The organism is Bacillus sp. BB081, from assembly GCF_008368895.1.
Lineage (GTDB): Bacteria > Bacillota > Bacilli > Bacillales > Bacillaceae_G > Bacillus_A > Bacillus_A wiedmannii.
Genome location: NZ_QOZX01000050.1, coordinates 1 through 21377, shown reverse-complemented (window position 1 = coordinate 21377; position 21377 = coordinate 1). Strand labels below are relative to the sequence as shown.

General features: G+C 38.8%; 37 protein-coding genes. 35 read left to right on the top strand and 2 right to left on the bottom strand.

Annotation, left to right across the window (positions count from 1 at the left end; translation table 11 throughout):
• Positions 1 to 11: 11 nt before the first annotated feature.
• The 33 genes from rplV (at position 12) to DN394_RS20375 (ending at position 18501) form a co-directional block, all read left to right on the top strand.
• Entirely contained in the window at positions 12 to 353 is a 342-nt protein-coding gene (gene rplV / locus DN394_RS20535) for a 50S ribosomal protein L22 (protein ID WP_001148024.1), read from the top strand.
• A gap of 3 nt (positions 354 to 356) precedes the next feature.
• On the top strand, positions 357 to 1016 hold the full coding sequence (rpsC, locus tag DN394_RS20530; protein ID WP_000529958.1) for a 30S ribosomal protein S3: 660 nt from the start codon (positions 357 to 359) through the stop codon (positions 1014 to 1016).
• Between the two features lies 1 nt (position 1017).
• Positions 1018 to 1452 carry a 50S ribosomal protein L16 gene (gene rplP, locus DN394_RS20525; RefSeq protein WP_000928969.1) on the top strand — a complete coding sequence of 145 codons (435 nt, stop codon included), beginning with the start codon at positions 1018 to 1020 and terminating at the stop codon, positions 1450 to 1452.
• On the top strand, positions 1442 to 1642 hold the full coding sequence (gene rpmC, locus DN394_RS20520) for a 50S ribosomal protein L29 (RefSeq protein ID WP_000855718.1): 201 nt from the start codon (positions 1442 to 1444) through the stop codon (positions 1640 to 1642). Before rplP ends, rpmC begins: the two co-directional genes overlap by 11 nt.
• A 20-nt stretch (positions 1643 to 1662) precedes the next feature.
• Positions 1663 to 1926: a 30S ribosomal protein S17 gene (rpsQ, locus tag DN394_RS20515; RefSeq protein ID WP_000004106.1), complete on the top strand. Its 264-nt coding sequence runs from the start codon at positions 1663 to 1665 to the stop codon at positions 1924 to 1926.
• Between the two features lie 43 nt (positions 1927 to 1969).
• The gene (gene rplN / locus DN394_RS20510) at positions 1970 to 2338 is read left to right on the top strand and encodes a 50S ribosomal protein L14 (RefSeq protein WP_000615912.1); all 369 of its coding nucleotides are present in this window, start codon (positions 1970 to 1972) and stop codon (positions 2336 to 2338) included.
• Positions 2339 to 2376: 38 nt separating this feature from the next.
• Positions 2377 to 2688: a 50S ribosomal protein L24 gene (rplX, locus tag DN394_RS20505; RefSeq protein WP_000558201.1), complete on the top strand. Its 312-nt coding sequence runs from the start codon at positions 2377 to 2379 to the stop codon at positions 2686 to 2688.
• Between the two features lie 26 nt (positions 2689 to 2714).
• Positions 2715 to 3254: a 50S ribosomal protein L5 gene (rplE, locus tag DN394_RS20500; RefSeq protein WP_001080829.1), complete on the top strand. Its 540-nt coding sequence runs from the start codon at positions 2715 to 2717 to the stop codon at positions 3252 to 3254.
• A gap of 33 nt (positions 3255 to 3287) precedes the next feature.
• Positions 3288 to 3473: a 30S ribosomal protein S14 gene (gene rpsN, locus DN394_RS20495; protein ID WP_001085700.1), complete on the top strand. Its 186-nt coding sequence runs from the start codon at positions 3288 to 3290 to the stop codon at positions 3471 to 3473.
• A gap of 29 nt (positions 3474 to 3502) precedes the next feature.
• Complete coding sequence (gene rpsH / locus DN394_RS20490; protein WP_000245511.1) at positions 3503 to 3901, top strand: 30S ribosomal protein S8; 399 nt, start codon at positions 3503 to 3505, stop codon at positions 3899 to 3901.
• A gap of 32 nt (positions 3902 to 3933) precedes the next feature.
• Entirely contained in the window at positions 3934 to 4473 is a 540-nt protein-coding gene (rplF, locus tag DN394_RS20485; protein WP_000086550.1) for a 50S ribosomal protein L6, read from the top strand.
• A gap of 31 nt (positions 4474 to 4504) precedes the next feature.
• On the top strand, positions 4505 to 4867 hold the full coding sequence (gene rplR / locus DN394_RS20480) for a 50S ribosomal protein L18 (protein WP_000628818.1): 363 nt from the start codon (positions 4505 to 4507) through the stop codon (positions 4865 to 4867).
• Between the two features lie 21 nt (positions 4868 to 4888).
• Complete coding sequence (gene rpsE / locus DN394_RS20475; protein ID WP_000554646.1) at positions 4889 to 5389, top strand: 30S ribosomal protein S5; 501 nt, start codon at positions 4889 to 4891, stop codon at positions 5387 to 5389.
• A 13-nt stretch (positions 5390 to 5402) separates the two neighbouring features.
• The gene (gene rpmD / locus DN394_RS20470; RefSeq protein ID WP_001085232.1) at positions 5403 to 5585 is read left to right on the top strand and encodes a 50S ribosomal protein L30; all 183 of its coding nucleotides are present in this window, start codon (positions 5403 to 5405) and stop codon (positions 5583 to 5585) included.
• Between the two features lie 33 nt (positions 5586 to 5618).
• Positions 5619 to 6059 (top strand): 50S ribosomal protein L15, encoded by a 441-nt coding sequence (rplO, locus tag DN394_RS20465; RefSeq protein ID WP_000766083.1) that lies wholly within the window; start codon positions 5619 to 5621, stop codon positions 6057 to 6059.
• Entirely contained in the window at positions 6059 to 7360 is a 1302-nt protein-coding gene (secY, locus tag DN394_RS20460) for a preprotein translocase subunit SecY (RefSeq protein WP_000490119.1), read from the top strand. The genes rplO and secY overlap by 1 nt, the downstream gene beginning before the upstream one ends.
• Before the next feature lie 56 nt (positions 7361 to 7416).
• On the top strand, positions 7417 to 8067 hold the full coding sequence (locus DN394_RS20455) for an adenylate kinase (RefSeq protein WP_001048998.1): 651 nt from the start codon (positions 7417 to 7419) through the stop codon (positions 8065 to 8067).
• Positions 8067 to 8813: a type I methionyl aminopeptidase gene (map, locus tag DN394_RS20450; RefSeq protein WP_000582534.1), complete on the top strand. Its 747-nt coding sequence runs from the start codon at positions 8067 to 8069 to the stop codon at positions 8811 to 8813. Before DN394_RS20455 ends, map begins: the two co-directional genes overlap by 1 nt.
• A gap of 68 nt (positions 8814 to 8881) precedes the next feature.
• Positions 8882 to 9100: a translation initiation factor IF-1 gene (gene infA / locus DN394_RS20445; protein ID WP_001029884.1), complete on the top strand. Its 219-nt coding sequence runs from the start codon at positions 8882 to 8884 to the stop codon at positions 9098 to 9100.
• A 35-nt stretch (positions 9101 to 9135) separates the two neighbouring features.
• Positions 9136 to 9249 (top strand): 50S ribosomal protein L36, encoded by a 114-nt coding sequence (rpmJ, locus tag DN394_RS20440; RefSeq protein WP_000868344.1) that lies wholly within the window; start codon positions 9136 to 9138, stop codon positions 9247 to 9249.
• 21 nt (positions 9250 to 9270) lie between these two features.
• A complete protein-coding gene (gene rpsM / locus DN394_RS20435; RefSeq protein ID WP_000090790.1) occupies positions 9271 to 9636 on the top strand; it encodes a 30S ribosomal protein S13 in 366 nt (121 codons plus the stop codon).
• Between the two features lie 24 nt (positions 9637 to 9660).
• Positions 9661 to 10050 (top strand): 30S ribosomal protein S11, encoded by a 390-nt coding sequence (gene rpsK, locus DN394_RS20430; RefSeq protein WP_000101797.1) that lies wholly within the window; start codon positions 9661 to 9663, stop codon positions 10048 to 10050.
• 180 nt (positions 10051 to 10230) lie between these two features.
• Entirely contained in the window at positions 10231 to 11175 is a 945-nt protein-coding gene (locus tag DN394_RS20425) for a DNA-directed RNA polymerase subunit alpha (RefSeq protein WP_000569644.1), read from the top strand.
• Positions 11176 to 11210: 35 nt separating this feature from the next.
• A complete protein-coding gene (gene rplQ, locus DN394_RS20420; RefSeq protein WP_000331490.1) occupies positions 11211 to 11573 on the top strand; it encodes a 50S ribosomal protein L17 in 363 nt (120 codons plus the stop codon).
• Positions 11574 to 11676: 103 nt separating this feature from the next.
• A complete protein-coding gene (locus DN394_RS20415; protein ID WP_046958114.1) occupies positions 11677 to 12519 on the top strand; it encodes an energy-coupling factor ABC transporter ATP-binding protein in 843 nt (280 codons plus the stop codon).
• Positions 12495 to 13376: an energy-coupling factor ABC transporter ATP-binding protein gene (locus tag DN394_RS20410; protein ID WP_097918318.1), complete on the top strand. Its 882-nt coding sequence runs from the start codon at positions 12495 to 12497 to the stop codon at positions 13374 to 13376. Before DN394_RS20415 ends, DN394_RS20410 begins: the two co-directional genes overlap by 25 nt.
• Positions 13364 to 14158, top strand: coding sequence for an energy-coupling factor transporter transmembrane component T family protein (locus DN394_RS20405; protein WP_001186519.1), 795 nt, complete (start codon positions 13364 to 13366; stop codon positions 14156 to 14158). Before DN394_RS20410 ends, DN394_RS20405 begins: the two co-directional genes overlap by 13 nt.
• Before the next feature lie 14 nt (positions 14159 to 14172).
• On the top strand, positions 14173 to 14916 hold the full coding sequence (gene truA, locus DN394_RS20400) for a tRNA pseudouridine(38-40) synthase TruA (RefSeq protein WP_097918323.1): 744 nt from the start codon (positions 14173 to 14175) through the stop codon (positions 14914 to 14916).
• 152 nt (positions 14917 to 15068) lie between these two features.
• On the top strand, positions 15069 to 15506 hold the full coding sequence (gene rplM / locus DN394_RS20395) for a 50S ribosomal protein L13 (RefSeq protein ID WP_001260795.1): 438 nt from the start codon (positions 15069 to 15071) through the stop codon (positions 15504 to 15506).
• Between the two features lie 21 nt (positions 15507 to 15527).
• Positions 15528 to 15920: a 30S ribosomal protein S9 gene (gene rpsI, locus DN394_RS20390; protein WP_000079986.1), complete on the top strand. Its 393-nt coding sequence runs from the start codon at positions 15528 to 15530 to the stop codon at positions 15918 to 15920.
• 161 nt (positions 15921 to 16081) lie between these two features.
• Positions 16082 to 16510, top strand: a complete 429-nt coding sequence (locus tag DN394_RS20385; RefSeq protein ID WP_001101006.1) for a YbaK family protein — start codon at positions 16082 to 16084, stop codon at positions 16508 to 16510.
• A 66-nt stretch (positions 16511 to 16576) separates the two neighbouring features.
• Positions 16577 to 17290: an N-acetylmuramoyl-L-alanine amidase CwlD gene (gene cwlD / locus DN394_RS20380; protein ID WP_000822446.1), complete on the top strand. Its 714-nt coding sequence runs from the start codon at positions 16577 to 16579 to the stop codon at positions 17288 to 17290.
• Between the two features lie 143 nt (positions 17291 to 17433).
• Positions 17434 to 18501 carry an Mrp/NBP35 family ATP-binding protein gene (locus DN394_RS20375; protein ID WP_000256609.1) on the top strand — a complete coding sequence of 356 codons (1068 nt, stop codon included), beginning with the start codon at positions 17434 to 17436 and terminating at the stop codon, positions 18499 to 18501.
• 56 nt (positions 18502 to 18557) lie between these two features.
• Here DN394_RS20375 and gerD read toward each other — a convergent pair whose 3' ends face one another.
• Complete coding sequence (gerD, locus tag DN394_RS20370; RefSeq protein WP_000827523.1) at positions 18558 to 19175, bottom strand: spore germination protein GerD; 618 nt, start codon at positions 19173 to 19175, stop codon at positions 18558 to 18560.
• 139 nt (positions 19176 to 19314) lie between these two features.
• On the opposite strand from gerD, the gene kbaA reads away from it, so the two are divergent.
• Positions 19315 to 19926, top strand: coding sequence for a KinB signaling pathway activation protein KbaA (gene kbaA, locus DN394_RS20365; RefSeq protein WP_097994419.1), 612 nt, complete (start codon positions 19315 to 19317; stop codon positions 19924 to 19926).
• Positions 19927 to 20054: 128 nt separating this feature from the next.
• Here the strand turns inward: kbaA and pdaB are convergent, their stop codons facing one another.
• A complete protein-coding gene (gene pdaB / locus DN394_RS20360; protein WP_000464699.1) occupies positions 20055 to 20819 on the bottom strand; it encodes a polysaccharide deacetylase family sporulation protein PdaB in 765 nt (254 codons plus the stop codon).
• A 170-nt stretch (positions 20820 to 20989) separates the two neighbouring features.
• On the opposite strand from pdaB, the gene DN394_RS20355 reads away from it, so the two are divergent.
• The gene (locus DN394_RS20355; RefSeq protein ID WP_000900297.1) at positions 20990 to 21208 is read left to right on the top strand and encodes a hypothetical protein; all 219 of its coding nucleotides are present in this window, start codon (positions 20990 to 20992) and stop codon (positions 21206 to 21208) included.
• Positions 21209 to 21377: the final 169 nt, after the last annotated feature.

The following is a 21377-nucleotide window of genomic DNA, read 5'->3' as shown; positions in this document are numbered from 1 at the left end:
GAGGCACTTCAATGCAAGCTAAAGCAGTAGCGAGAACAGTTCGTATTGCTCCTCGTAAAGTTCGTTTAGTAGTAGACTTAATCCGAGGTAAGCAAGTGGGTGAAGCGATTGCTATCCTTAACCACACACCAAAAACTGCTTCTCCAGTTGTAGAGAAAGTTTTAAAATCTGCAATCGCAAATGCAGAGCACAATTATGAGATGGATATTAACAACCTAGTTGTTGAAAAAGTTTTCGTTGACGAAGGTCCAACGTTGAAACGTTTCCGTCCACGTGCAATGGGTCGTGCAAGCCAAATTAACAAACGCACAAGCCACATTACAGTTGTGGTATCAGAAAAGAAGGAGGGATAATCGATGGGTCAAAAGGTTAATCCAATTGGTCTTCGTGTCGGCGTTATCCGTGACTGGGAATCTCGTTGGTTCGCAGAGAAAGATTATGCTACATTACTACATGAAGACATCAAAATCCGTGAGTACATTACTGTACGCTTAAAAGATTCTGCTGTTGCTAAAGTAGAAATCGAACGTGCAGCAAATCGTGTAAATGTTACAATTCACACTGCAAAACCTGGTATGGTAATTGGTAAAGGTGGTACTGAAGTTGAAGCACTTCGTAAAGCTCTTAACCAATTAACAGGCAAGCGTGTACACATCAACATTTTAGAAGTTAAGAGAGCTGATCTTAACGCTAAATTAGTAGGCGAAAACATCGCTCGTCAATTAGAAAACCGTGTATCATTCCGTCGTGCACAAAAGCAAGTTATTCAACGTGCTATGCGTGCAGGTGCTAAAGGTATTAAAACACAGGTTTCTGGTCGTCTTGGCGGAGCTGATATCGCTCGTGCAGAATCTTACAGTGAAGGAACTGTTCCACTTCATACACTTCGCGCTGATATTGACTATGCAGCAGTTGAAGCTGATACAACATACGGTAAATTAGGCGTAAAAGTATGGATCTACCGTGGAGAAGTCCTTCCTACAAAAAAGAAAGCTTCTGAGGAAGGAGGAAAATAATATGTTAATGCCAAAACGCGTAAAATATCGTAGAGAGCATCGTGGTAAAATGCGTGGTCGTGCAAAAGGTGGAACTGAAATTGCTTTCGGTGAATTCGGTTTACAAGCACAAGCTGCTTCATGGATTACAAACCGTCAAATCGAAGCTGCTCGTCGTGCAATGACTCGTTACATGAAACGTGGCGGTAAAGTATGGATTAAAATTTTCCCTTCTAAACCTTACACTGCAAAACCTCTAGAAGTACGTATGGGTTCCGGTAAAGGGGCACCAGAAGGCTGGGTAGCAGTAGTAAAACCTGGGAAAATTATGTTCGAAATCGCGGGTGTATCTGAAGAGGTAGCACGCGAAGCATTACGTCTTGCAGCTCACAAGTTACCTGTGAAATGTAAATTCGTAAAACGTGAAGAAAATGGTGGTGAATCTAATGAAAACTAATGATATTCGTGAATTAACCACTGCCGAAATCGAAACAAAAGTTAAAGCTTTAAAGGAAGAATTGTTCAATCTTCGCTTCCAACTTGCTACAGGACAATTAGAGAATCCAACTCGCATTCGTGAAGTGCGTAAAGCAATTGCTCGTATGAAAACTGTAGTTCGTGAAAGAGAGATCGGAATTAATCGATAAATTGAGGGGAGGTTTGCATAGTGAGCGAACGTAACCAACGCAAAGTTTATACTGGTCGTGTTGTGTCTGACAAAATGGACAAAACGATTACAGTTTTAGTTGAAACTTACAAAACTCATTCCTTGTACGGAAAACGTGTTAAGTATTCTAAGAAGTACAAAGCCCATGATGAGCAAAACCAAGCGAAACTTGGCGATATCGTTAAAATCATGGAAACTCGCCCGCTTTCTGCTACTAAGCGTTTCCGTTTAGTTGAAATCGTTGAAGAAGCGGTTATTATCTAAATAGACGAATCGGAATTTTTAGTCCGAAGGGAGGTTTCATAACATGATCCAACAAGAATCTCGTTTGAAAGTTGCTGACAACTCTGGTGCACGTGAACTTTTAACAATTAAAGTATTAGGCGGCTCTGGTCGTAAATATGCTAACATTGGTGACATTATCGTTGCTACGGTAAAACAAGCAACACCAGGTGGCGTTGTTAAAAAAGGTGACGTTGTTAAAGCAGTAGTGGTACGTACGAAGAGCGGAGCTCGTCGTCCGGACGGTTCTTATATCAAATTTGATGAAAACGCAGCGGTTATCATCAAAGACGATAAGAGCCCACGTGGTACTCGTATCTTCGGACCAGTAGCTCGTGAATTACGTGATAGCAACTTCATGAAGATCGTTTCTTTAGCTCCAGAAGTTCTATAATTTAAGGTATTGCCTTGCTAAGGAGGTGCAGAATTAAGATGCATGTAAAAAAAGGTGATAAAGTACAGGTAATCACTGGAAAAGACAAAGGAAAACAAGGCGTTATCCTTGTGGCTTTCCCAAAGCAAAACCGTGTTATCGTTGAGGGTGTTAACATCGTTAAAAAACACTCTAAGCCATCTCAATTAAATCCACAAGGTGGAATTATTACTAAAGAAGCACCTATTCACGTTTCTAACGTTATGGTTTTAGATCCGAAAACAGGTGAACCTACTCGCGTAGGCTTCAAAGTAGAAGATGGTAAAAAAGTTCGTATTGCAAAAAAATCTGGTGAATTATTAGATAAATAATTTTCTTAAGAAAGGAGGTCACTTCATTGAATCGCCTTAAAGAGAAGTTCCAAAAGGAAATTACTCCTGCTCTAGTGAGCAAGTTTAACTATAAATCTGTGATGGAAGTACCGAAAATCGAAAAGATCGTAATCAACACTGGTGTTGGTGACGCGGTATCTAACTCAAAAGCTTTAGACAATGCAGTAGAAGAATTAACACAAATCGCAGGTCAAAAACCTGTTGTAACTCGTGCTAAAAAATCAATCGCTGGTTTCCGTCTTCGTGAAGGTATGCCAATCGGTGCGAAAGTAACTTTACGCGGCGAGCAAATGTATGAGTTCTTCGACAAATTAGTATCAGTTTCTTTACCACGTGTACGTGATTTCCGTGGTGTTTCTAAGAAATCATTCGATGGTCGTGGGAACTACACATTAGGTGTTAAAGAGCAACTTATCTTCCCTGAGATTGATTATGATAAAGTAAGCAAAGTCCGCGGTATGGACATCGTAATCGTTACTACAGCGAAAACTGATGAAGAAGCTCGTGAACTTTTAACACAATTCGGTATGCCATTCCAAAAATAATGGAAACCAACGCTAAGTAGAGGAGGCGAAAACGTGGCTAAAAAATCTATGATAGCGAAACAAAAGCGTACTCCTAAGTTTAAAGTACAAGAGTATACACGTTGCGAACGCTGCGGTCGTCCGCATTCTGTATACCGCAAATTTAAGCTTTGCCGTATTTGTTTCCGTGAACTTGCATATAAAGGTCAAATTCCTGGTGTTAAAAAAGCTAGTTGGTAAAACCCACAAATGGGAAGGAGGTAAAACACATGGTGATGACAGATCCAATTGCAGACATGCTTACTCGCATCCGTAATGCGAACATGGTACGTCATGAGAAATTAGAGGTTCCTGCTTCTAAAATCAAAAAAGAGATCGCTGAACTTTTAAAACGTGAAGGTTTCATTCGTGATGTAGAATACATCGAGGATAACAAACAAGGTATCCTTCGTATTTTCCTGAAATATGGTGCAAACAATGAACGTGTAATCACTGGATTAAAACGTATCAGTAAACCTGGCTTACGCGTTTACGCTAAAGCTGATGAAGTACCACGTGTACTTAACGGATTAGGTATCGCTCTTGTTTCTACATCTAAGGGAGTAATGACAGACAAAGACGCTCGTCAATTACAAACTGGTGGAGAAGTAGTAGCATACGTTTGGTAATATATATTTAAAACGAACGGAGGTGTGACCACATGTCTCGTATTGGTAAAAAGATTCTTGAAATCCCTGCAGGTGTTACTATTACAATTGCAGAAGACAATACTGTAGCAGTAAAAGGCCCTAAAGGTGAATTAACTCGTAAATTCAATGCTGATATGTCTATCAAAATTGAAGAAAATACACTAACAGTTGAGCGTCCATCTGAACAGAAGGAACACCGTGCATTACACGGTACAACTCGTGCTTTAATCGGAAACATGGTTGAAGGTGTAACTACAGGTTTCGCACGCGGACTTGAATTAGTCGGTGTTGGTTACCGTGCTCAAAAACAAGGAGATAAACTTGTATTAAGCGTAGGTTATTCTCATCCAGTAGAAATGACTCCGGAAGCAGGTCTTGAAGTTGAAGTACCTGTACCAACTAAAATCGTAATCAAAGGTATCGACAAGCAACGTGTTGGCGAATTTGCTGCTAACATCCGTGCTGTACGTGCTCCTGAGCCTTATAAAGGTAAAGGTATTCGTTACGAAGGCGAAGTTGTTCGTCGTAAAGAAGGTAAAACTGCTAAGTAAACCCGTTAGGTGAGAGAAAGGAGTGACAAGAATGATCACTAAAGCTGATAAAAATGCGACTCGTAAGAAAAGACATGCACGTGTACGTGCTAAACTTACTGGTACTGCAGAACGTCCACGTTTAAACGTGTTCCGTTCTAACCAACATATTTACGCTCAAGTTATTGATGATGTAAATGGTGTAACGTTAGTAAGTGCATCTACTCTTGATAAAGACCTTGCTCTTAACGGTACTAGCAATACTGAAGCTGCTACGAAAGTAGGAGAATCAGTTGCTAAGCGTGCTGTAGAGAAAGGCGTTAAAGAAGTAGTATTCGATCGCGGTGGTTACTTATACCATGGCCGTGTTAAAGCTCTAGCTGAGGCTGCTCGTGAGGCTGGATTACAATTTTAATGGTCAAAGGAGGGAAAATTGATGCATCGCATTGACCCAAGTAAATTAGAACTTGAAGAACGTGTAGTTACGATAAATCGTGTCGCGAAAGTTGTTAAGGGTGGTCGTCGTTTCCGCTTTGCTGCACTAGTTGTAGTTGGCGATAAAAACGGTCATGTTGGATTCGGTACTGGTAAAGCACAAGAGGTACCAGACGCAATCCGCAAAGCTATCGAAGACGCTAAGAAAAACTTAATCGCTGTACCATTAGTTGGTACAACAATTCCACACACAATCAACGGTCATTTTGGAGCTGGTGAAGTATTCTTAAAACCTGCTGCTGAAGGTACTGGTGTTATTGCTGGTGGACCTGTTCGTGCGGTACTTGAATTAGCTGGTGTACAAGATATTCTTTCGAAATCTCTTGGTTCTAACACACCAATCAACATGATTCGCGCTACTGTGAACGGATTAAGCGAACTTAAGCGCGCTGAAGATGTTGCAAAATTACGCGGTAAATCTGTAGAAGAGCTACTAGGTTAAGGAGGGAAAACAAATGGCGAAAAAGTTAGAAATTACCCTCACTCGTAGTGTAATTGGTCGTCCACAAGATCAACGTGCGACGGTAGAAGCTTTAGGTCTTAAAAAGTTGAATTCAACTGTAGTTAAGGAAGAAACTCCTGCTATTCTTGGTATGATCAACAAAGTTTCTCACCTTATAACTGTAACAGAAGCTTAAGGATAACTCATTAATATAAGGAGGTGCCTGGGAATGAAACTTCATGAATTAAAACCTGCAGAAGGTTCTCGTAAAGTACGTAACCGTGTCGGTCGTGGTATCGGTTCTGGTAACGGTAAAACTGCTGGTAAAGGTCATAAAGGACAAAACGCACGTTCTGGTGGCGGTGTTCGTCTTGGCTTCGAAGGTGGTCAAACTCCATTATTCCGTCGTTTACCAAAACGCGGCTTCACAAACATTAACCGTAAAGAGTTTACTATTGTAAACTTATCAACGTTAAATCGTTTTGAAGATGGTACAGAAGTAACACCTGAATTATTGCTGGAAACTGGCGTTATCAGCAAGTTAAACGACGGTGTTAAAATTCTTGCAAGCGGCGCAGTAGAGAAAAAATTAACTGTTAAAGCGCACAAGTTCTCTTCAAGTGCTAAAGAAGCAATTGAAGCAGCTGGCGGATCAGTTGAGGTGATCTAATGTTTCGTACAATCTCCAACTTTATGCGCGTTGCTGAGATAAGACGTAAAATATTATTCACTTTAGCGATGTTAATCGTATTCAGGATTGGCACGTTTATCCCAGTGCCATTTACAAATGGAGACGTACTGAAAGCACAAGATCAATTAAATGCCTTAGGTATCCTAAATACATTTGGCGGTGGCGCCTTGAAAAACTTCTCCATCTTCGCGATGGGAATCATGCCGTATATTACAGCATCCATCATCGTGCAATTATTGCAGATGGATGTTGTTCCTAAATTTTCGGAATGGTCGAAGCAAGGTGAAATGGGCCGTCGTAAACTAACGCAATTCACGCGTTACTTTACAATTGTTCTTGCGTTTATTCAGGGGTTTGGTATGTCAATCGGTTTTAACGGTATGGTAGGTGGGCAATTAATTTTGAATCCTGGTTGGAGCACTTATTTATACATTGCTACGGTACTGACTGCTGGTACTGCATTTTTAATGTGGTTAGGTGAACAGATTACAGCTAAAGGTGTAGGTAATGGTATTTCCATCCTTATCTTTGGCGGTATTGCCGCAGCGATCCCAAGTGTTATATCTCAAGTGTATCAACAACAGTTTCAAAATATCGGAGATCAATTGTTCATGAGTATCGTTAAAGTTGCATTGATCTTACTAGCTGTGCTAGCGGTTATTGTTGGTGTTATTTTCATTCAACAGGCTGTTAGAAAGATCCCAATTCAATATGCGAAGCGTGTAACGGGAGGGAATGGGAATCATGCTGGAGCACAAAACACACATTTACCGCTTAAGGTAAATAGTGCGGGTGTTATTCCAGTCATTTTTGCTGTTTCATTCTTAATTACGCCTCCAACTATTGCACAGTTCTTCCCGAATCATGATGTATCGCAGTGGATCATTGCAAACTTTAACTATTCTCACCCAGTGGGAATGATCATATATGTTGCGCTCATTGTAGCCTTCACATATTTCTATGCGTTTGTTCAGGTTAATCCAGAGCAAATGTCAGAGAATCTAAACAAACAAGGTGGATATGTTCCAGGTATTCGTCCGGGTAAGAATACGGAACAATATCTAACAAAAATCTTGTATCGTTTGACCTTTGTAGGATCAATTTTCCTAGCAGCGATTGCAATCTTACCAGTTATCTTTACAAAATTGGGAAATCTTCCTCCATCTGCACAGATTGGTGGAACGAGTATGTTAATCGTTGTCGGCGTTGCTTTAGAAACAATGAAGCAGCTAGAAAGTCAACTGGTAAAACGCCATTACAAAGGGTTTATCAAGCAATGAGTAAGTGGGAAGAATGGTCTTCCCTACATGCTCATGTACTCTGAGGGGGAACAAGGATGAACTTAATTTTAATGGGGCTTCCTGGTGCTGGTAAAGGTACACAAGCCGAACAGATTGTTGCCAAGTATAACATCCCTCACATTTCAACAGGAGATATGTTCCGTGCAGCTATGAAGGCTGAAACTGAAATGGGTCTACAAGCAAAATCTTTTATTGATAAAGGTGCACTTGTTCCAGATGAAGTTACAATCGGAATCGTTCGTGAACGTTTAAGTCAAGAAGACTGCGTAAGAGGTTTCTTACTAGACGGTTTCCCACGAACTGTTGCACAAGCATCAGCTCTTGAAGAGATTATGAAAGATCTTGGTAAAAAAATCGACTATGTTTTAAACATTAATGTGGATTCAGGGTTGTTATTAACACGCCTTACAGGCCGTCGCATTTGTAAAGAGTGCGGTGCGACTTACCACTTAGAATTCAATCCACCAGCAAAAGCTGATGTGTGCGATAAATGTGGTGGCGAATTATATCAACGCTCTGATGACAATGAAGAAACTGTGGCAAATCGTTTAGATGTAAATATTAAGCAAACAAAACCTTTGCTTGATTTCTACGAGGAGCTTGGTTACTTACAAAGCATTAATGGTGAGCAAGATATCAATAAAGTATTTGCTGATATCGATGTTCTCATCGGAGGCTTAGCGTAATGATCATCTGCAAAACTCCTCGCGAGATAGAAATCATGCGAGAAGCTGGCAGGATCGTTGCTTTAACTCATCAAGAGTTGAAACAGCATATTACTCCAGGAATTACAACGAAAGAGCTCGATCAAATAGCGGAAAAGACGATTCAAAAATATGGTGCTACGCCATCTTTTAAAGGATACAACGGATTTCCGGGGAGCATATGTGCTTCTGTAAATGAAGAGCTTGTACACGGAATTCCAGGGAAGCGCAAGCTCGAAGAGGGCGATATCATCAGTATCGATATTGGTGCGAAATACAATGGGTACCATGGAGATTCTGCATGGACGTATCCAGTTGGAAACATTTCTGAATCTGTTCAAAAGCTACTTGATGTCACAGAAAAATCGTTGTATCTTGGTCTAGAACAAGTAAAACCAGGCGAAAGATTATCAAATATCTCACATGCGGTTCAAACCCATGCTGAAGAGAATGGGTTCTCGATCGTTAGGGAGTATGTTGGTCACGGAATCGGGCAAGACTTACATGAGGACCCTCAAATCCCGCACTATGGTCCACCAAATAGAGGCCCTAGATTAAAGCCGGGAATGGTCATCTGTGTTGAGCCGATGGTGAATCAAGGAAGACGATATGTAAAAACACTATCTGATGACTGGACAGTGGTAACGGTAGATGGTAAATGGTGTGCACACTTTGAGCACACGATTGCTCTTACAGAAGCAGGATACGAAATCCTTACCACTTTATAAGTAGCTGGCTCTCCGGGATTTCAGAGCAGTGTAAAATGTTACTGATTTGAAGAAGGGAGAACTATTGAATGGCTAAAGATGATGTAATTGAAGTCGAAGGTACCGTTCTTGAAACGTTGCCAAATGCTATGTTCAAAGTAGAATTAGAGAATGGGCATGTCGTATTGGCTCACGTTTCTGGTAAAATCCGTATGAACTTCATTCGTATTTTACCAGGAGACAAAGTTACGGTAGAATTATCTCCGTACGATTTAAATCGTGGTCGTATTACGTACCGTTTTAAATAATATAGCACTCCGTAATCTTTAAGGAGGTTCGAGACATGAAAGTAAGACCGTCAGTTAAACCAATCTGCGAAAAATGTAAAGTTATTCGTAGACGTGGAAAAGTAATGGTTATTTGTGAAAACCCTAAACATAAACAAAAACAAGGTTAATCAGAAGGAGGTGCATTCAGAATGGCACGTATCGCAGGTGTAGATATTCCTCGAGACAAACGCGTTGTTATTTCTTTAACTTACGTATTCGGCATTGGTCGCACAACTGCTGAAAAAATTCTAACTGAAGCTGGTATTTCTTCAGAAACACGAGTTCGTGATTTAACGGAAGACGAACTAGGACGTATCCGTGATATCATCGATCGTATTAAAGTTGAGGGAGACCTTCGTCGTGAAGTATCTCTTAACATTAAACGTCTAATGGAGATCGGTTCTTACCGTGGTCTTCGTCACCGTCGTGGTTTACCAGTTCGTGGTCAAAACTCTAAAAACAATGCTCGTACACGTAAAGGTCCACGTCGTACAGTAGCAAATAAAAAGAAATAATAAGTAAAGGAGGTTGAACTAACAATGGCACGTAAAACAAACACTCGTAAAAAACGTGTGAAAAAGAATATTGAAGCTGGTATAGCTCATATTCGTTCTACTTTCAACAACACAATCGTAACACTTACAGATACTCATGGTAACGCACTTTCTTGGTCTAGTGCTGGTGCACTTGGTTTCCGTGGATCTCGTAAGTCTACTCCATTCGCTGCGCAAATGGCTGCTGAAGCTGCTGCTAAAGTTGCAATGGAGCACGGTTTAAAAACTTTAGAGGTTACTGTTAAAGGTCCTGGTGCTGGTCGTGAAGCTGCAATTCGTGCTCTTCAAGCTGCAGGTCTAGAAGTAACAGCAATTAGAGATGTTACTCCAGTTCCTCATAATGGATGTCGTCCACCAAAACGTCGTCGTGTGTAATTTTTCTGTATAGAATTTTCCCTTTTGTCTATAATGGATATGATGCATTATCGAGAAATTTCGTACAGAAACATCGCTTGTTGTGCACAATCGGGAACTGCCTAAGGGGGACTTTCGGTTAGACAGGGGGTATCCCTTTGTTTAACCGGGGTTTCGACGTTTTGAAGGAGGGTTTAGTTAATGATTGAAATCGAAAAGCCGAAAATCGAAACGGTTGAACTTAACGAAGATGCTAAATATGGTAAATTCGTAATTGAACCGCTTGAGCGTGGATATGGTACTACTTTGGGTAACTCCTTACGTCGTATTCTTTTATCCTCACTCCCTGGTGCCGCTGTTACTGCTATCCAAATCGATGGCGTATTACATGAATTTTCAACAGTTGAGGGCGTAGTAGAAGACGTTACGACGATCATCTTAAACTTGAAAAAGTTAGCTCTTAAAATCTACTCTGAAGAAGAGAAGACGTTGGAAATTGATGTGCAGGGCGAAGGTATTGTCACAGCTGCTGATATTACTCACGATAGTGATGTAGAAATCTTAAATCCAGATTTACACATTGCAACGTTAGCAAAAAATGCGCATTTCCGCATGCGTTTAACTGCAAAGCGTGGCCGTGGGTATACGCCAGCTGATGCAAATAAAAGCGAAGATCAACCAATAGGAGTAATTCCTATTGATTCTATTTATACTCCAGTATCACGTGTGACTTACCAAGTGGAAAAGACACGTGTCGGACAAGTGGCTAATTATGATAAGCTTACGCTTGATGTATGGACGGATGGAAGCATCGGGCCAAAAGAAGCTATCTCTTTAGGTGCCAAAATCTTAACTGAGCATTTAAATATCTTTGTTGGTTTAACTGATGAAGCACAAAATGCTGAGATTATGGTCGAGAAGGAAGAAGATCAAAAAGAGAAAGTTCTTGAGATGACTATCGAAGAACTAGATCTTTCTGTTCGTTCTTATAATTGCCTAAAACGTGCAGGAATTAATACTGTACAAGAGCTTGCGAACAAAACAGAAGAAGATATGATGAAAGTTCGTAACTTAGGACGTAAATCCTTAGAAGAAGTTAAACATAAACTTGAGGAATTAGGTTTAGGTTTACGTAAAGACGACTGAGGATTTAAACCCATCAACAAAGGAGGGAACTACGAATGGCATACAGAAAATTAGGCCGTACAAGTGCGCAACGTAAAGCTATGTTACGTGATTTAGCTACTGATTTAATTATCAACGAGCGCATCCAAACGACAGAAACTCGTGCAAAAGAACTTCGTTCTGTAGTGGAAAAAATGATCACTTTAGGTAAACGCGGAGATCTTCACGCTCGTCGTCAAGCAGCAGCTTTCATTCGCAATGAAGTAGCTAACGCTGAGACTGGTCAAGATGCACTTCAAAAATTATTCGCTGATGTAGCTCCACGCTATGCTGAGCGCCAAGGCGGATACACTCGTATTGCAAAAATTGGTCCACGTCGCGGAGACGCAGCACCAATGGTAATTATCGAGTTAGTATAATGATAATTAAAAGGGCAGGACAGTTCTTTTCAAGAAACTGGTCATGGCCCTTTTTTTTAAATATAAAAATAGGCTAACTTGGCGAAGGAAAGGGTGCCTTGTATTGAAAAAAGAGAAACTTCGGACAGAAAATATATCATTTCAATATCCTGGGGCAGCCACTTATGCATTAAAAGATGTTTCATTTTCCTTGTATGAGGGAGAATGGGTATCTGTTATTGGACAAAACGGTTCAGGGAAGTCTACACTTGCAAAATTATTGAATGGTTTGTTTTTGCCGGAAGCAGGGACTATTATAGTAAATGATACAATGGTTTTATCAGAGGAAACGGTATGGGATGTTCGAAAACAAATTGGGATGGTATTTCAAAATCCAGATAATCAATTTGTTGGAACGACAGTGCAAGACGACGTTGTTTTTGGCTTAGAGAATATCGGAATGCCAAGAGAGAAAATGGTAGAAAGATTAGATCAGGCCCTCAAACTTGTCCGTATGGAAGATTTTCTTAATGATGAACCTCATTCGTTATCTGGTGGGCAAAAGCAGCGAGTGGCAATAGCAGGCGTTTTAGCACTTCAGCCATCTATTTTGATATTAGATGAAGCAACGTCAATGCTAGATCCTCAAGGGAGACGTGAAGTAGTAGAAACGGTTAGACAACTTGTTAATCAAAAAGGTATTACAGTGTTATCAATTACGCACGATTTAGAAGAAGCGGCGCAATCAGACCGTGTCATTATTTTAAATAAGGGAGAAATATTAGAGGAAGGGACTCCAAAGCAAATATTCAAGTCCTCTCATATGCTCCAAGAAATTGGATTAGATGTACCATTTTCAGTGAAAATAGCAGAATTATTAAAAAGAAATGAAATTCTCTTGCAAAATACGCATCTTACAATGGAAAGCTTGGTGAACGAACTTTGGAGATTACATTCCAAAAAGTAGAACATCGTTATCAATATAAAACTCCATTTGAAAGACGCGCACTTTATGATGTAAACGTGTCGTTTCCAAGTGGGGGCTATTATGCCATTATCGGTCATACTGGTTCAGGTAAGTCGACGATGATTCAACATTTAAATGGTTTATTGCAGCCGACGAATGGCACAGTTCAAATTGGTGAACATTTCATTTCGGCAGGAAAGAAAGAAAAAAAGCTAAAGCCACTACGTAAAAAGGTAGGGGTTGTCTTTCAATTCCCAGAACATCAGTTGTTTGAAGAGACTGTGGAGAAGGATATTTGTTTCGGCCCTACTAATTTTGGGGTATCTGTAGAAGAAGCGAAGCAAAAGGCAAGAGAGGCAATTGAACTTGTAGGGTTAGAGCCAGAACTGTTAACACGTTCACCGTTTGAGTTAAGTGGTGGGCAAATGAGGCGTGTTGCGATAGCGGGTGTATTGGCGATGGAACCCGAAGTGCTTGTATTAGATGAACCTACAGCAGGACTAGATCCAAAAGGGCAGAATGAACTTATGGAGATGTTTTATAAGCTGCATAAGGAAAAAGGTCTTACAGTTATCCTAGTAACACATAATATGGAGGATGCTGCTAAGTATGCGGAGCAGATTGTAGTCATGCATAAAGGAACGGTCTTTTTGCAAGGAAGTGCAGAGGAAGTATTTTCACATGCTGATGAACTAGAGAAAATTGGCGTGGATCTTCCTATGTCTTTAAAGTATAAACGTGCAATTGAAGAGAAGTTTGGCATTTCAATCCCAAAGGCTACCTTATCTTTAGAGGATCTTACTCATGAAGTTGTGCAGGTGTTACGAAAAGGTGGTCATGAATCATGCAGCAGTTGATTATTGGAAGATATATTCCAGGTAAGTCTCTTATTCATCAACTTGATCCACGTACGAAGCTGCTGATTGTCTTTTTATATGTATTTGTTGTTTTCTTAGCAAATAATGCGATTTCATATGGATTTTTATTTTTATATGCACTCATTGCTTTATTTTTTGCAAAAGTGCCGATTCGTTATGTACTTTCGGGCTTAAAACCAATTCTATGGATTTTTCTTTTTACATTTTTCCTGCATATTTTTACAAATAAAGAAGGGGAAGTACTATTCCAGCTTGGTTGGTTTTCGATACATGAAAAAGGATTAGAGCAAGGGATATACATTTCTATACGATTCTTCGTTATTATTTTAATGACGACATTATTAACGTTAACGACGACACCTATTGAGATTACAGATGGTTTGGAGACGTTATTAAAGCCGTTGAAACGTATAAAAGTTCCTGTTCATGAAATCGCATTAATGATGTCAATTTCTCTTCGTTTTATTCCGACATTAATGGATGAAACAAGTAAAATAATGAAGGCACAAGCTTCACGTGGTATTGATTTCGCAGGAGGACCGATAAAAGATAGGATAAAAGCTATTATCTCACTACTCGTTCCTCTATTTATCAGTGCTTTTAAGCGTGCTGAGGACTTAGCAATTGCTATGGAAGCACGTGGGTATCAAAATGGCGAAGGACGTACTAAATTTAGGCAACTACGCTGGAAAACAAGCGATACAGTAACGATTATAAGCTTACTTTGTTTAGCATGTATTTTGGCATGGGTGCGATCGTAATGGAGAATAGAGAAATGGATAGAATAAAATGTACGGTTGCATATGATGGCATGCATTTTTGTGGTTATCAAATTCAGCCGCAGCATCGTACTGTTCAACAAGAGATTGAGAAAGCTTTGCAGAAATTGCATAAAGGAGAACTTGTTCGTATTCAGGCATCGGGCAGAACGGATTCTACTGTTCACGCTAAAGGACAAGTCATACACTTTGATACACCGTTGTCTCTTGAAGAGTGGCAATGGAGTAATGCATTAAACACAATGTTGCCAGATGATATTGTTATCAGACAGGTAGAGAAAAAAACAGAAGAATTTCATGCGCGTTACGGTGTCGAGAGAAAAGAATATCGTTATCGTGTATTATTATCAAAGACTGCGGATGTATTCCGTAGAAATTACGTATATCAATATCCATATCCGCTCGAAATAAGCTCTATAAGAAAAGCGATTCCTTATTTTATTGGAACGCATGATTTCACTTCTTTTTGTTCGGCAAAAACTGACAAAAAAGATAAAGTGCGAACGATTTATGAAATTGAGTTAATTGAGCAAGGCGATGAATTAATTTTTCGTTTTGTAGGTAATGGATTTTTATATAATATGGTCAGAATTATTGTTGGTACGTTACTTAGCGTAGGGCAAGGAAAGCTTGATCCTGATAGCATTCCAGAGATTTTAGCGAAACAAAATCGTCAGTTTGCTGGAAAGATGGCTCCAGGTCATGGACTTTACTTATGGCAGGTAAACTATAACAACTAATCCTGGTGTAACATTTGCTTGACATTAGAAACTCAAAAGTATATCATAACATATGGTATTGTTTCTAAAACCACGATTAGCCCCGGAAGGAAATCGTGTTTAAGATAAACAATAGATTTTTTCTATGGAAAAGATAACGAGGAGGGAAACACATGCGTACGACTTTTATGGCAAAAGCTAACGAAGTTGAGCGTAAATGGTATGTGGTTGATGCTGAAGGTCAAACTTTAGGTCGCCTATCTACTGAAGTAGCATCTATTTTACGCGGTAAAAACAAACCTACATTTACACCACACGTTGACACGGGTGATCATGTAATTATTATTAACGCTGAAAAAATTCATTTAACAGGTAATAAATTAAACGATAAAATTTACTACCGTCACACTAACCACCCAGGTGGACTTAAACAAAGAACAGCTCTAGAAATGCGTACAAACTACCCTGTACAAATGTTAGAGCTTGCAATTAAAGGGATGCTTCCAAAAGGACGTTTAGGACGTCAAGTATCTAAGAAATTAAACGTGTATGCTGGAGCAGAGCATCCACACCAAGCACAAAAACCAGAAGTTTACGAACTTCGCGGATAATCAATTAAAGGAGGGCTTACTTTGGCACAGGTTCAATACTATGGCACTGGACGTCGTAAGAGTTCAGTAGCGCGCGTACGCCTAGTTCCAGGCGAAGGACGCGTTATCATTAACGGTCGTGATTTTGAAAACTATATCCCATTTGCTGCATTACGTGAAGTAGTGAAACAACCTCTAGTTGCAACAGAAACTTTAGGTAACTACGATGTACTTGTAAACGTAAATGGTGGTGGATACACTGGTCAAGCTGGTGCTATTCGTCACGGTATTTCTCGCGCTTTATTAAAAGCTGATCCAGAATACCGTCTAACACTAAAACGTGCAGGTCTATTAACTCGTGACGCACGTATGAAAGAGCGTAAAAAATACGGTCTTAAAGGCGCACGTCGTGCACCTCAGTTCTCAAAACGTTAATTTTTGCGAACTACAAACCCCAACCATTTTGGTTGGGGTTTTTTATGTTTCATTCCTCTTTTGTAATTTTTGTAGTTTGGAATATTTTAGTGCTATTCTCTCGCGTATGCTTCTTCTTTAGAAGTTTAGACTAATACGTATTAGGGAGGTTTATAAGTACTATGAATGTCATTGTCAGCTTACAAGAAAAACAAAAAGAAAAGCAGTTGAAATATGAACGGAAGATGCTGCGAGAATTATCATTAAAAACATTACGTTCAAATATTAGGGATGCCTTTCAGATGCAGGAACTTCATCGTCAGTATGAAGATTACTGTATTGAATTAGGGATAGAATCGTATTTATTAGGAGCGAGATACAGTAAGTTTGGTTATTATGGTGAATCATTCTTTGATGTAAAATATAGAGCCTTAGAAGAAGAGCAACAATTAACGGAAACACTATTTCAATTTTTAACGAGCATGACTATGCGGGAAATTAAGTTACAAGATGAGGAATTACTTTTTGAATCTTGCCAGCAGTTTATAGGCTTATGGTGGCAGGAAGGATATGAAAAAGGTGAAAGAAGATATCGATTAAAGCTTCATTAAGACAAGCATAAACTTTCCTCTTGTCCCATATAAGTAATTAGAGGGACTAGCTGGAGGAGGAAAGGTATGAAGAGAATTCGAATTATCTCTTTTGCACTCGCTGCGGTTGTTTTGTTTTTTTTAGTTAAACAAGAATTTCAAATTACAAAATCGTGGCGAGCTTGGAATTTACCCTTATCGGGGAAAGTGATTGTATTGGATGCTGGGCATGGTGGGCCAGACGGAGGGGCTGTTGGTGGAAAAGATATTATAGAAAAAGATATTACGCTTGAGATTACAAAGAAGGTACAAGATTATTTACAAGAACAAGGTGCACTAGTTATTTTAACACGTGAGGGAGATTATGATTTAGCTCAGAAAGATACAAAATCATATAGTAGACGTAAAGCAGAGGATTTAAAAAAGCGTGTAGAGATTATTAATAAGCCTGATGTAGACTTTTTTGCGAGTATTCATTTAAATGCTTTAACTAGCAGTGGATCGAAAGGCGCACAAACGTTCTACTACCGTTCTTCGGTTGAAAATGAACGTGCTGCGAAATTTATACAAGCTGAATTGAGAACGAGTTTAGAGAATACGAATCGTTCTGCTAAAACAATTTCTCATGTGTATTTATTAAAGTATGCGAAAACACCAGGTGCTTTAATTGAAGCTGGCTTTTTATCGAATGTAAACGAAAGGTATATGTTAAATTCGGAGAAATATCAGCAAAAGGTAGCGGCTGCAGTATATCGTGGTATATTACGTTATTTCACGGAAAAAGGGAATCCTCCAGAATAAGGAGGATTTTTTGAGTTTCTCTCGTTAACGAAGTTTTCCGAAAATATGTTATACTGGAAATGTAAACGCATTTATTTCAAAAATAAAGAGAGATACATTTAATTAACATTACGTTATTTTTCATACAGGGGGCTGGGCTAACTATGGTAACGAAAGAGCAAGTAGTGGAAGCGTTAGAAGGGATTGTAGATCCGTTTTTACATAAAACGTTAAAAGAAACAGGTGCAATTAAAGAGGTAACAGTTAAGCCTGAGAAGGAACATGTAAGTGTTAAAATTGCAATTGTAAAAACCGGTACAGCGGAACAAATGCAATTGCAATCTGGAATTGTAAAGTTAGTAAAAGAACTAGGGGCAGCAACAGTAGGGCTTCGCTTTGCAGAATTTACAGAAGAGGAATTAGCTCAGTTTGCACCGGAACAGGAAGAAGAGCAAACTGAATCTTTATTGTCACCAAATTCAAAAACAACATTTTTAGCAGTGGCGAGTGGAAAAGGTGGAGTCGGAAAATCAACAGTTTCTGTTAACCTTGCCATTGCTTTAGCTCGTTTAGGTAAAAAGGTTGGTATCATTGATGCTGATATTTATGGTTTTAGCGTACCGGATATGATGGGGATAGAAAAACGTCCTGTTGTAAGAGGGGATAGAATCATTCCAGTGGAGCGTCTAGGTGTAAAGGTAATTTCAATGGGATTCTTTGTAGAAGATAATGCACCGGTTATTTGGAGAGGCCCTATGCTTGGAAAAATGTTAAATCACTTCTTTACAGAAGTAGAGTGGGGCGATTTAGACTATTTAGTTTTAGATTTACCACCGGGTACAGGTGATGTTGCGCTAGACTTACATTCAATGTTGCCAGCTTGTAAAGAGATTATTGTAACAACGCCACATCCAACAGCGGCATTTGTGGCAGCGCGTGCTGGAGCCATGGCTTTACGTACAGAACATAGTATTCTTGGTGTTGTTGAAAATATGGCGTATTTTGAAAGTAAAACAACTGGTGAAAAAGAATATGTGTTTGGAAGAGGTGGAGGAGATAAATTAGCTACAGAACTTCAAACAGAAGTACTTGGCCGAATCCCGCTTCAACAACCTGATTGGAATAAAGATGACTTTGCGCCTTCGGTATATGAAGATACACATACGACGGGTCTTATTTATCGTACGATAGCTGAGACAGTAATTGATAAAATAGCTGTCGCGCAAAAATAAAATAATAATGAGTGGACGATACATATATTGTCCACTCATTATTATAATTATTATTTTTACTGTTGCTCCTTTTTACCGTCTTGGGAACCACCTTCACCGCCTGCTTCTTTTTTATCAGATCCACTTTTTTCGGCCTTTTGTACACCTTTACTAATAATATCAATCATCTTAGCTTGGAAGAGTGGGCTTTCGGCAGTTTCGGTTAGTACTTGTTGTAAATATTGGCGGTATTCTTTGCTCTTCATTGTTTGTAACATCATTTTTTCTACTTCAGGGTTTTTCATAATTTCTATAACGCCTGCTTGGTATTCAGGGTCTTTTAGTAATGTTTTCATTAAGGTTGTTTGTTCTTTTCCCATACTTTTAGCGAATTTCGATGAGAACTCAGGGTCTTTAAAGAGCTTTTCCCAGAATTGTTGCCCTTTGTCGGATACCATTGCATCTTCAATCGTTTTCTTTACTACTGTTTCATCTAGTATGAGTGCTTGTTTCATTTTTTCATCAGTTAACACATCTTGAATGGCTTTCTTACCTTGATCGGTTTTTAAAATATCAACAATCATTTTCTTCGTTTGATCGTAATCAAGTTCGGACTTTGCTTCTTTTCCTTGTGCACATGCTACAAGTACAAGAAATAGAAAAGAAGAAGTCAAAACGAGCAGCATCCGTTTCATAAGTTGGAACTCCTTTCAACACAGTTCTCTCTTTTTAATATAAATATCTTTAAGGAATTTATACATGAACATGGCTAGCTTTTTGAAATTGTCATTGATACAATTTAATTAGAAATATAAGGATAATGGGGGATGTGTTGTGAATAGCCGCAAGTGGGTACGACTGTTTTTTACGACGTTGTTTCTTGGTGGGATTAGCACGGTCATTATTGGATTTGTTTTGGAGTGGGACAAGTACGTTGAATTTTTTCAAAATTTCGACGGAAAAGAGATTTTAGCAGTTTCCTTCTGGTTGATGGGTGTAGGATTTATTTTTAGTGTTATAAGTCAAATGGGGTTCTTTGCCTATTTAACAATCCATCGTTTTGGACTGGGGATGTTCAGATCACCTTCTTTATGGAATGCAGTCCAGCTCTTCTTTATTGCATTCGTTTTATTTGATTTCGTGTATTTAAGATCTGTATTGATTGCAAATGGGGAAGTTTCATTAGGGAATAACATACTTGTTGCTGGTGTGTTATTTGTGTTTGGGGCGGTTGTTGCTTACATAAAAAGTAAAGAAACAAATAGAAAGGCATTTGTGCCCGCTTTGTTCTTTATGGTTGTTGTAACAATTCTTGAGTGGGTACCAGCGCTTCGTATTAATGATACAGATTGGTTGTATTTAATGGTGATACCCCTTTTATTATGTAATGCATATCAGTTACTTATATTACACCGTTTAATTGGAAAGACGAGTAAGTCGGCTTAAGTAAGAGAGGTTTTGGGTTTTTATACAGAGGGTAGTTGTATGAATGCAAATATCGGGATGAAAAAAGCTCTATTACCTTAATGATAGGTAATAGAGCTTTTTATGTGTGAAGGCACGAGGGAAAAGAATTACCTTACATCTTTACTTTTTGTACTTGTGTTAGAAATAAGTTGTGATACCGATATTTGCTCATATCCGTCACTCTTTAATTTTTGCAGAAGCAGTGGTAAAGCTTTATTTGTTTGAAGGGCAGAATCGGATGCATGTAATAAGACGATATCTCCACCTTTTAAATTAGTAGAGACATTGGAAACGATATTGTTTACACCTGGGTTTTTCCAGTCGTTTGAGTTATTACTCCAATGGACGATGGTGTATCCGAGTGATTCTGCTATTTTAAGTGTTGCTTTGTTAAAGTCTCCACTAGGTGGACGTAATAGTTTGACTTGTTTCACACCAAGTTTTGTAAAAACATCTTGTGCTCGTAAAAGATCTCTTCGTATTTCATTTGCCTCTAGAGAAGTGTAGGACGTGTAATTATAGCCCATACTACCGATTTCATGTCCATCTTTTATGATGCGTTCAACAACATCAGGGTGTCTTTCTGCCCATGCAGCAGAAACGAAGAAGGTTGCATTCTTAATGTCTCTTTCTTTAAGTGTATCAAGGATTGGAATTGCTTTTTTGTCTCCCCAACTAATATCAAACGTGAATGCAACTTGTTTTTTAGAGGTGTCTCCTTTGTAAATAACTTTAGGTCCTGTCGCAGTTGAAAAAGCAGATTCATGTGAATATGTTTTCAAAAAGAGAAGCCATGCTGTAAATAAGGAAAGTATCACTATTAAGCTAATGTGTTTAAAAGCTCGTTTACTCGTAATAAAAAAGAAAAACATAATATTACGCCCCTTTGTCCAATCCTTTTCAGTTACATATATGCTTTAAATATTAAAAAGAGAACAAAGGATTAATATCGTAAGCAGTGGACATAATGAATGATAGAATTTTGATAAGTGAAAATGAGCGTAACGTTTATTGCTTTGTAAGAAATGATTGAGGTGATGATTTGCTTGGGTTTATGTTAACAAAAGAAGAGAAAAAAGAAATGGAATACATATTGAAGAGAGAGTTAGAAGAACTGTTATTTGATTTTGAAGATGAACGTATTCATGACGTTGTAAAAAAGGCGATGGAAGAAAGATATAAAATCATTTTTTGTTTGTTTCGAAGAGTCGCTAATGCAGAAGAGTGTATGCGTTATGTAAGGAAAAGAATTTTTTATTAAAAAGTGTTGACGTTAATGGTTATTATATGATAAATTAATAACCGTCGCTGATGCGGAAACGCAGAAGACGATAAAAAAGAAATTTAAAAAACTTAGTTGACATTGAAAAATGAAGATGTTAACATAAGGAAGTCGCAAATGAGCGACCAAGTAGTTCTTTGAAAACTGA